The 10,590-nt window shown below is 71.4% G+C and carries 7 protein-coding genes; 5 read left to right on the forward strand and 2 right to left on the reverse strand.

Going from position 1 to position 10,590, the window contains the following annotated elements:
- Positions 1–112: 112 nt before the first annotated feature.
- The 4 genes from EDF24_RS14220 (at position 113) to EDF24_RS14245 (ending at position 6,248) form a co-directional block, all read left to right on the forward strand.
- Positions 113–1,651 carry a DUF3375 family protein gene (locus tag EDF24_RS14220; protein ID WP_123703702.1) on the forward strand — a complete coding sequence of 513 codons (1,539 nt, stop codon included), beginning with the start codon at positions 113–115 and terminating at the stop codon, positions 1,649–1,651.
- Positions 1,648–2,430 (forward strand): DUF4194 domain-containing protein, encoded by a 783-nt coding sequence (locus tag EDF24_RS14225; RefSeq protein ID WP_123703704.1) that lies wholly within the window; start codon positions 1,648–1,650, stop codon positions 2,428–2,430. The genes EDF24_RS14220 and EDF24_RS14225 overlap by 4 nt, the downstream gene beginning before the upstream one ends.
- Positions 2,427–5,801: an ATP-binding protein gene (locus EDF24_RS19265; RefSeq protein WP_165931539.1), complete on the forward strand. Its 3,375-nt coding sequence runs from the start codon at positions 2,427–2,429 to the stop codon at positions 5,799–5,801. The genes EDF24_RS14225 and EDF24_RS19265 overlap by 4 nt, the downstream gene beginning before the upstream one ends.
- Before the next feature lie 111 nt (positions 5,802–5,912).
- A complete protein-coding gene (locus EDF24_RS14245; RefSeq protein WP_123653360.1) occupies positions 5,913–6,248 on the forward strand; it encodes a hypothetical protein in 336 nt (111 codons plus the stop codon).
- A gap of 153 nt (positions 6,249–6,401) precedes the next feature.
- On the opposite strand, the gene EDF24_RS14250 is transcribed toward EDF24_RS14245, so the two are convergent.
- Entirely contained in the window at positions 6,402–7,868 is a 1,467-nt protein-coding gene (locus EDF24_RS14250; RefSeq protein WP_123653359.1) for a peptide MFS transporter, read from the reverse strand.
- Between the two features lie 200 nt (positions 7,869–8,068).
- On the opposite strand from EDF24_RS14250, the gene EDF24_RS14255 reads away from it, so the two are divergent.
- Positions 8,069–10,171, forward strand: a complete 2,103-nt coding sequence (locus EDF24_RS14255) for an acyl-CoA dehydrogenase (protein WP_123703708.1) — start codon at positions 8,069–8,071, stop codon at positions 10,169–10,171.
- Between the two features lie 107 nt (positions 10,172–10,278).
- Here EDF24_RS14255 and csrA read toward each other — a convergent pair whose 3' ends face one another.
- Positions 10,279–10,554: a carbon storage regulator CsrA gene (csrA, locus tag EDF24_RS14260; RefSeq protein ID WP_123653357.1), complete on the reverse strand. Its 276-nt coding sequence runs from the start codon at positions 10,552–10,554 to the stop codon at positions 10,279–10,281.
- Between the last annotated feature and the right edge of the window lie 36 nt (positions 10,555–10,590).

Below are 10,590 nucleotides of genomic sequence, written 5' to 3' on the forward strand. Positions count from 1 at the left end.
TTCAGGGCCTGAAGAACCACCCACTGCAACAACACCTGCAGTGCACAAAGAGCCCGGCGCAATCGCGTCGGGCTCTTTGCATCCCCCGACCCACCCGATCAGCAAGGGCAGCATGACCGACGTCGACCTCGAGTACTCCCGCGTCCGCGCGGTGCTCGACCGCCCGACGCTCCGCCTCATGTCCCGCCCCACGAGCGCGGTCGTGCTCGCCGTCTTCCGCACGGTGTTCGACCGCGACGTGCAGTACGTCCCCGCCGACCGGATGCACCTGCAGGTCGAGGAGCACGTCGCCCGGCTGCAGGCACACACGCAGCAGCAGCAGCAGCAGCACACGCAGCAGCAGCAACAGGAACAGGAACAGGACGAGCCCGACACCAGGCCGACCGGCCGCACGCTCTGCCGCGAATGGGTCGCCGCGCAGTGGCTCGTCCGCTCGAACTCCCCCGACGGCGACGAGCAGTACTCCCTCACGAGCCACGCCCTCGAAGCGCTGAGCCTCGTGGACGCCCTCTCCTCGGACCGGGCGCTCATCAGCGAGAGCCGCCTGGCGATGATCGTCGACGCCGTGCACCGCTGGGCCGCCCGCGCCGAGCCGGACCCGGACGTGCAGATCCGCCGGCTCGACGCACAGATCGCCGAGCTGCAGGCCGAGCGTGGTCGTCTCGCCAGTGGGGACGAGCCCACCGCGGTGGACGACGACCGGATGCGCGACGGCTACACGAACATCACGGACCTGATCCGCCAGCTCCCGAGCGACTTCAAGCGCGTCGAGGAAGCGGTGGCGAAGATGCACCGCGAGATCGTGGAGGACTTCCGGAACGAGGTCCGTCCGATCGGCGAGATCCTCGACGACTACCTCGCGCGGACGGATACCCTGATGGAGGCCACGCCGGAGGGCCGTGCGTTCGAGGGCGCCTTCGAGCTGCTCCGCGACGACGCCCTGCTCCTCCGCCTGCGGGACGACATCGCGACGATCCTCGACCATCCCTTCGCGGAGTCGCTCAGCACCGCCGAGCGCCGCACGTTCCGCAACACGGTCGTGATCCTCCGGCAGGGCATCGAGGACGTCCTCGCGCAGCGCCGCCTGCTCACCGGCACGCTCCGCGACCAGATCGTCGCGCACGACGTCGTCCGGGACCGCGAGCTCGACGCCGTGCTCCGCAGCGTGAACCGCCGGATGGCCGCGCTCATGGAGTCCGGCGGTGCGCGGGAGCGCATCCCGCTCGGCCTCCTCCCCCCGGTCGCCGAGGTCGGCACGCTCCGCGAACGCTTCTACGACCCCGACACCGAGGCGGTCCCGCCGCCCATCGAGGAACCCGACGACGACGTCTTCGACGAGATCGACGTCGAGTCGCTCCGGCGCCACGGTGGCCCCCTGCTCGTCGAGCTCCGCGAGGCGCTGCGCTCCGCCGGTGCCGGCACGAGCGTCGGCGCCTTCCACGCGCTGCCGCCGGAGCAGCGTCGCCCGGTCGAGCTGTTCGGCCTCGCGCACCTGCTCACCGGCCACACCGACTTCGAGACCGCCGTCACCGCCGTCCCGCACCACACGGTGCGCCCGGACGGCACGGCGGTCACCTTCACCATGCCCACGGCGGATCTCACCGAGGACCGTCCGGCAGACGACGACAGCACCACCCTGGAGGCCCGGTGACCGACACGACGGCATCCCACGTCGACGACACGGACGCGTTCGACGGCATCGATCCCTTCGACGAGTCCGCCTCCGTCCCGCAGGAGGACGAGCGCGACGAGTCGAGCTTCGCCCTCTTCGAGGGCGACGAGGGTCGCCTCGACGAACCGCAGCGCCGCGCGCTCGTCGCGCTGCTCCGGCACTCCTACGTCAGCGCGCGGACGCACGCCGACGAGTGGCGCGCGGTCCTCGATGCGGAGGGGCAACTGCGGTCCCGGCTGAACGACCTGTTCCTGGAACTGCACGTCGACCGCGACCGCGAGGTTGCGTGGAAGCGCCAGGCCCGCTCCGAGAGCCAGCGCCGCGGCTTCCCGACGCTGCTCCGCGACGTGCCGTACACGCGGGAGGAGACGATCGTCCTGGTCTACCTCCGGATGCGGCTCCGCGCCGACACCCGGCCGGGCCCCGACCAGGTCGTCGTCGACCGGTCGGAGATCCTCGGGCACGTGGCTGGCTTCCGACCGGCCACCGCGACCGACCGCACCCGCGACGAGGGCCGGGTCGCGAAGGCGATCGAGCGCCTGATCACCGCGCGGGTCCTGCTGAAGACGAGCGACCCGGACCGCTTCCGGGTGGCGAGCGTCGTCGAGGTCCTGCTCCCCCTGGAGCGGCTGCTGGAACTGGACACGTGGTTGGCGAGTACTGCGTCGTCGAACGCGACCACCGCACCGGTGGACGCGCCTGAGGGAGCCGAGCCGAGCCTCCAGGCCGATGACGACGACGAGGAGGAGTCCGCGTGACCGACTTCCGGATCGACACCGCCGGCATGCCGGCGCTCTTCGACACCGTTGCGCAGTGGCGCGCCCAGTCCGTGCAGGTCGTGAACTGGGGCGGCTTCCACGGCCACCGCCAGATCGAGCTGTCCGGTGCGGCGACGCTGATCTCCGGCGCGTCCGGCACGGGCAAGTCCACGCTGATGGACGCGTACCTCGCGGTGATGATGCCGTCCGACGTGCCGTTCAACGGCGCGTCGAACGACGCCACCACCGGGCGTGCGCGGAGCGCCGACCAGCGCAACCTGCTGACGTACCTGCGGGGCAAGATCGACACGCGGCGCGACCCGGAGTCCGGCGCCCTGCGGGACGTGAACCTGCGCGGCGACGACACCGCGACGTGGGGCGCCGTGGCGGTGACGTTCCTCAACGACGACGAGCGACGCTTCACCGTGCTCCGCGCGTACATCGTGCCGAAGCGGGCGCGCGGCGTCGGCGACATCCAGATGACCATGGCGACGGTCGACGACGACTTCGACCTGCGGCGGCTCGAGGACTTCGTGCCGTCCCGGTTCAGCCACCTCGAGCTGACCGGACGCGTCCCGGGGCTCGTGATCCGCGACACGTACCAGGAGCTCGCGTACACGCTGCAGACGCGGCTCGGGATCGGCGACTCCGGTGGCGGGAACCGGGCGATGCGCCTGCTCGCGCGGATCCAGGCCGGGCAGCACATGCCGACGGTCGACTCGCTGTACAAGTCGCTCGTGCTCGAGACGCCCGGCACCTACGAGGCCGCCGACCGTGCGCTCGCGCACTTCTCCGCGCTCGACGAGGCGTACGAGGCGATGGACACCGAGGAGCGGAAGGTCCGGATCCTCGCCCCCATCACCGAGCTGCACCTGGAGATCGAGCGGTCCCGCTCGGCCGCCGCGGCGCTCGACGGGATCGCCACCGGGTCCGAGGTGTCGCCCTTCGCGCACTGGACCGCGACCCGGAAGCGCGAGCTCCTGGACGACGAGGTCGCCCGGAACAGCCGCTCCCGGACCGCGGGGCGCGCCGAGGTGGAGGCGGCCTCCGCCCGGCACGCCGCCGTCGAGATCGAGCTGCGTGAGGCCGAGGCCCGGCTCCGGGACTCCGGCGGCAACGCGCTGGCGCAGCTCGAGGACCGGATCGACCGGCGGACGCGGGAGCGTGACGTGGTCGCCCGGGCGCGTGCGACGTTCGACACGCGGACCGCTCCGCTCGACGTGACGGTCTCCTCGGAGTCCTCGTTCGTCGCGGCGCAGCGCGCCTCGCACGAGTTCCTCGGGACGTTCGACGCGGCTCGCTCCTCGCTGGACGCTCGACGGGACGCACTGACCCGCGAGGAGTACCCGCTGCTCGACCGCGAGCGGTCCCTCCGCCAGGAGCGGCAGTCGCTCGAACACCGGCAGGGCGCGATGCCGCTGCCGATGCACGAGGCCCGCGTCGCGATGGCCCAGGCCGCCGGACTCGACCCCGCCGACCTGCCGTTCGTCGCGGAGCTCCTCGACGTGCTGCCCGGCGAGGAGCGCTGGCGCACGGCGATCGAGTCCGTGCTCGCGCCCGTCGCCCGCACGCTCCTGGTCGACCAGGACCAGCTCGACTCCTTCAGCGCGGCCATCGACGCCCTGCGCATCCCGGTCCGCGTGCAGTTCGAGGGCGTGCCGTCGGGCCCGCACCTCGACGTCGACGGCGACCGGGCGATGGTGTCCGGCAAGCTCGCGATCAAGGACTCCCCGTTCAGCACGTGGGTCCGCTCCCGCATCGAGTCGGACCGGATCGACGCCCGCTGTGTGTCCTCCGCATCGGAGCTCGGTGGCGGGGGCCGACGGGTCACCGAGTCCGGACAGCTCCGCGACGGCCGACGCGGTGCCCACGGGGACCGTCGGCAGGCCAACGTCATCGGGTTCACGAACGAGGCCCGCGTCGTCGCCGTCGAGACCGAACTCGCCGCGATCGCGCAGGACCTCGCGACGCTCGAGGCCCGGCGCACCGACGTCGCGCAGGACATCGCCGCGCTCGACGAGCTCCGTGCGGCGCACCAGCACCTGGTCGACACCACCTGGGAGGGCATCGACGTCGCGGGGGTCGAGGCGTCGCTCGACCGGCTCTCCACCGAGCGGGAGGCCCTGCTCGCCGCCGACGACGGGCTCCGGACGCTCCGGGCGTCGGTCGCGCGGCTCCGCACCTCCCTCGACGAGGCCGCGGATCGTCGCTCGGCCGCGCGCCTCACCGTGCAGCGGCTCGAGGAACGGCACGCCGTGCTCGTCGACGGGCAGGACGCCGCCGCGGAGATCCTGGCGCGCTTCGACGACTCCCCCGCGTCGCTCCCCGACGACCAGCAGGCACAGCTCCTGGCCGAGACCTTCGACGAGGTCGGCGCGCCCGACGGCGTCGACGGCTTCGACGACGCCACCCGCCGGCTCCGGCGGCGGCTCGAAGAACGCCTGTCGCAGGCGCTCGACGGTGCCGCGTCGGCCTCGAACGCGTTGACGATGACCTTCCAGCGGTACCAGGACGCCTGGCCCGACCCGAACCTCGGCACCGGCGTCGCCTCGTACCCGGACTACCGCGCGATCCTCGACCAGATCGTCGCGACCGGGCTGCACGCGCGCCGCAGCGAGTGGCGTCGACGCCTGTCGCAGTGGAGCGGCGAGGACCTCGTCCCGCTCGCCGGCGCCTTCGACCGCGCCGTCGTCGAGATCGAGGAGCGCCTCGAGCCGGTCAACGAGATCCTCCGGGACCTGCCGTTCGGGGCGAACCGGGACCGCCTGAAGATCGTGATCCGCCGGGTCACCCGCGAGGACGTCACGCAGTTCCGTCGGGAGCTCCGCGCCCTGTCGGCCTCGGTCGACACCGAGCTGACCGACGACGTGCTCGAGACCCGGTTCCGCCGGCTCCGGAGGTTCATGGCGGTCATCCGGCAGGACCCGTCCGCACCCCGTGGCGCGCGGGCCTCGCAGCGCGACGCCGTGCTCGACGTCCGGCGGCACATGGAGATCACCGCGGTCCGCTACGACACCGCGGGCAACGACCTCGGCGTGTACTCGTCCCTCGGCGACAAGTCCGGCGGTGAGACGCAGGAGCTCGTCGCGTTCATCGTGGGGGCGGCGCTCCGCTACCAGCTCGGCGACGAGACCCGGCCGCGGCCCCGGTTCGCGCCGGTGTTCCTCGACGAGGCGTTCATCAAGGCGGACTCGGAGTTCGCCGGGCGTGCCGTGACGGCGTGGCTCCGGCTCGGGTTCCAGCTCGTGGTGAGTGCACCGCTCGACAAGGTCACCGCGCTCGAGCCCTCGATGGAGCGCCTGCTGTCGATGCGGAAGCACCCCGACACGGGCCACTCGTCCGTGACGGAGATCGTCCGCGCGTCAGCCTGACGGGCGGGTGGGCACCAGCCAGCCACTGGTGAGATCGCACTTCTTGTCGCCTTCGCTGGGCGACACCGACACGAAGTGCGATCTCACCGAGGCGTGTCGTACGGTCGAGGCGTGCCGTACGGTCGAGGCGTGATGTGGAACCGGAAGCGCCGAACCCCCGCTGGCGACGAGTCCCCCGGGGCGCTCGGGATCGGGGCGCTCGTCCGCGTCGTCGACGCCACGACCGGCGGCGAGCAGTGGGTGGACGCCGACGGCTCAGGTGACCTGGTCGGTGTCGTCGTGGGACCCGGCGGGAACCAGATCGTCGGCTACCCGGGCGTCGGCGAGCCGCTGTCGTGGACCGTCGCCTTCGACGAGCCCGTGTACACGAAGGACGGCCGCGGCCCCTTCGAGCGCGCGACCGTCCTGAGTCGTCAGCTGGTCCCGGTGGAACCGGACGTGAGCTAGGGCCTAGTACTCCTCGGACCCGCTCTTGAGCATGGCGGCGATGGCCATGCACGTGAACACGCCACCGATGACGCCGATGCCGATGACGACTGCTCCGACGAGCTCCAGCATGATGTGTCTCCCAGGTTCGAGGCCGATGTGGCGGTTCTCAGGCTACCGGATCCCGCGCATCAGGCGGAGCACCGGGCGGGCGGCGATGAGCAAGAGCACGCCGACGACGACCGCGACGAGGCCGAGGATCGAGAAGTACGGCGCTTCGTTCTGCGGGTCGTAGTACTTCGACAGGACGCCGGTCACCGCGGTGCCGAGCGACACGGACAGGAAGAACAGCGCGACCATCTGCGTCTGGAACTTCGGCGGTGCGAGCTTCGTGGCGACGGACTGCCCGATCGGCGACAGCAGCAGTTCGGCGATCGTGAAGACGAGCAGGATGCCGACGAGCACGAGGACGGGCGTGCCGTTCCGACCGGTGCCGACGAAGGGCAGGAACAGCAGGAACGCGATGCCCATGATCCCGGTGCCGAGGGCGAACTTCGTCGGCGTGGACGGCTGGCGCTTGCCGAGCTTGGTCCACATCGCCGCGAACACCCCGGACAGCACGATGATCATGATCGGGTTGATCGACTGCACCCACGACACCGGCATCTCCCACCCGCCGATGGTCCGGTCGAGGCGCTGGTCGGAGTAGATCGTCACGACCGTGAACTGCTGCTGGTACAGCGACCAGAACACCGCGCTGCCGATGAACAGCGGGATGAAGGCGAGCACCCGGGAGCGCTCGTCCTTCGTGATGCCGCTCGTGAGGATCACGATGAAGTACGTGATCGCAGCGACGATGACGATCGCGACCACGACGGTCGGCAGGTTGTCGACGTTGAGGAGCCCGGTGAGCACCGCGACGACGACGATCGCGAGGCCGACGGCGACCAGCACGCCGACCATCGGGTACCGGCGCTTCGGCAGCGGGTTCGTGACGTGGCGGACGACCTCGGGCAGCTTCCGCCGGCGGATGCCGTACTGGATGAGGCCGGCGGCCATGCCGACCGCGGCCAGACCGAAGCCGAAGTGGAAGCCGAGCGAGGACTGCAGGAGCCCGGTGAGGATCGGCCCGAAGAACGCGCCGATGTTGACGCCGAGGTAGTACAGCGAGAACCCGGCGTCGCGACGCGGGTCCTCCTTCGAGTAGAGCCCGCCGACGATCGTCGTCGCCGTGGCCTTGAGCCCGCCGGACCCGAGGGCGATGAGCACGAGGCCGACCCCGACGCCGGTCACCCCGGGGAGCAGGGCCAGGGCGATGTGGCCGCACATCACGACGATGGCGCTGGTGAACAGCGTGCGGTCCGCACCGATCAGCCGGTCGGCGACCCACGCGCCGATGATCGTGAACAGGTACACGGCGCCGCCGTAGGCGCCCATGATCCCGGTGGCGACGTGCTCGTCGACGCCGAGGCCGCCGCGGGCGACCGAGTAGTACATGTAGATGAGGACGATGCCCTGCATCCCGTAGAAGGAGAAACGCTCCCAGAGCTCGACGGCGAACGGGGTGGACAGCTCGAACGGCTGGCCGAAGAAGGTCCGTCGTGGTTTCACATCGTGCCCTGGGGCGGTGGTGCCTGACATGCCAGCCAGTCTGCCCCGCATCCGAGGGGCGCGCCCAATCGTCGAGGACCGCTCGCACATCCGCCTTTGGAGGGTTCCCACGATCTGTTCCGGACCGGAACGGTGAGCGGTTGTGGCCCGCGCACCCCTCTCGTGCGGCTCTCGGGCGCGGTGCATAGCGTGGACCGGAGCAACATCGCCGTTCAGGAGGGACCGAACACATGGTCGACACCGCACCCGAGACCACCGCCGACACCCGCACCGAGACCCCGAAGGCCGACGCCGCGGGCGATCCGGCAGCCGGGACCCCGACGGCCGGCACCGACACGGACGTGCGCATCGACGTCGACCTGCTCGCCGAGCACCTCCTCGGTCGCTGGGCCGAGGACCGCCGGGCATCGCGGCGCCTCGTGCTCGACCCGGCGCTGCACAAGGTCGAGGGCCTCACCATCGCCGAGCACCGCGCCCGCGCGTTCGACCAACTGCGGATCCTGCAGCAGGCCGGCGCCATCCAGCGCCCGTACCCGGAGGAGTTCGGCGGCGAGTCGAACCACGGCGGCAACATCGCGGCGTTCGAGGAGTTCACCACCGCGGACCCGTCGCTGCAGATCAAGGCCGGCGTGCAGTGGGGTCTCTTCGGCTCCGCCGTCCACCACCTCGGCACCGAGCGCAACCACCGCGAGTTCCTGCCCGGCATCATCGACTTCGACGTGCCCGGCTGCTTCGCGATGACCGAGACCGGCCACGGCTCCGACGTGCAGAGCATCGCGACGAGCGCCACGTACGACCCGGAGACGCAGGAGTTCGTCGTGCACACGCCGTTCCGTGGCGCGTGGAAGGACTACATCGGCAACGCCGCCCTGCACGGCAAGGCCGCGGTCGTGTTCGCGAAGCTCGTCACGCAGGGCGTCGACCACGGCGTGCACGCGTTCTACGTCCCGCTGCGCGACGACGACGGCGAGTTCCTGCCGGGCATCGGCGGCGAGGACGACGGCGTCAAGGGCGGCCTCAACGGCATCGACAACGGCCGGCTGCACTTCGACCACGTCCGGGTCCCCCGCACGAACCTGCTGAACCGGTACGGCGACGTCGCCGAGGACGGCACCTACTCCTCACCGATCGACTCCCCCGGACGCCGTTTCTTCACGATGCTCGGCACCCTCGTGCAGGGCCGCGTGTCGCTCGACGGCGCCGCGGTCGTCGCGCAGAAGATCGGGCTGCAGATCGCGCTCACCTACGCGATGCAGCGTCGCCAGTTCCCGACCGGCGGCGGAACCGAGGGCGTCCTGCTCGACTACGGCCAGCACCAGCGCCGCCTGATCCCCCGGCTGGCGAGCGTCTTCGCGCAGTCCTTCGCGCACGAGCAGCTGCTCCGCACGTTCGACGACGTGTTCAGCGGCCGCCTGGACACCCCGGAGCGCCGCGAGGACCTCGAGACCCAGGCAGCGGCGTTCAAGTCGATGTCCACCTGGTACGCCCTGGACACCCTGCAGGAGTGCCGCGAGGCCTGCGGCGGCGCGGGCTTCCTCGCCGAGAACCGGCTGACGAGCCTCCGCGCCGACCTCGACGTCTACGTGACGTTCGAGGGCGACAACACCGTGCTGCTCCAGCTCGTCGGCAAGCGCCTGCTCACCGACTTCCGGAAGCGCGCTCCGCGTGACGCCGCCTCGACCGCGAAGTTCGTCGCCGCGCAGGTGGGGTCGAAGCTCGCCGACGCCAGCGGCGTCCGCCGGCTCGGTCAGGCGGCGAAGGACCGCGGGTCGCTCGCCGCGAGCGTCGCCGACCTCCGCGACCCCGGCACCCAGCGCGACCTCCTCGCAGGCCGTGTCGACACCATGGTCGCCGAGATCGGGATGCGGTTGAACACCGCCGGCAAGGACCGTGCACGGCAGGCACTCCTGCTGAACCGGTCCCAGCACGAGCTCATCGAGGCGTCGAAGGCGCACGCGGAACTCATGCAGTGGGACGCGTTCACCGCCGCGATCGACGAGGTTCCCCACGGTGACACCCGCCGGGTGCTCGTCTGGCTCCGGGACCTCTTCGCGCTCGGGCTGCTCGAGCAGCACCTCGAGTGGTACCTCGTGCACGGCCGGATGTCGTCGCAGCGCGCTCGGGCCGTCTCGGCGTACATCGACCGGCTCATCGCGCGCATCCGGCCGCTCGTGCCGCAGCTGCTCGACACGTTCGGCTACGAACCAGGGCACGTCCGCGCACCGATCGCCCTCGGCGAGGAGCAGGCCCGCCAGGACGAGGCACACGCCTGGTTCGCTGCCGAGCGCGCCGCCGGACGGCTCCCCGAGCAGGAGAAGAAGCCCCGCCCCTGAGCACGGCCGCCTCGCGCCCCGTCACGAACGCTGCGCCCCGGCACACCGGGGCGCGGTGTTCGTCAGGGGCGCGAACGGATGTCAGTCGATCGACGACGACGACGACGTCAGTCGGTCGACGACGACGGCGAGGACGGTGCCGCAGGCCCCGCCGCACCGCCGAGCGCGGCACGCAGGCGGGCCTCGGCGTCGTCACCGGCAGCCTGCGCGGCCTCGACGTTGGCCTCGGCGACGGCACGGACGACCTCTTCGCGCTGGATCTTCACGCCACGGGGCGCATCGATGCCGATGCGCACACCGTCCCCTCGGGAGTCCAGGACCGTGATGACGATGTCGTCACCGATGAGGATCCGCTCGCCGACCTTCCGCGTGAGTACCAGCACCCGCTCAGCCTAGCCACAGTGCGGCGCGGCGAGCGC

This window comes from Curtobacterium sp. PhB130, from assembly GCF_003755165.1.
Taxonomy (GTDB): domain Bacteria; phylum Actinomycetota; class Actinomycetes; order Actinomycetales; family Microbacteriaceae; genus Curtobacterium.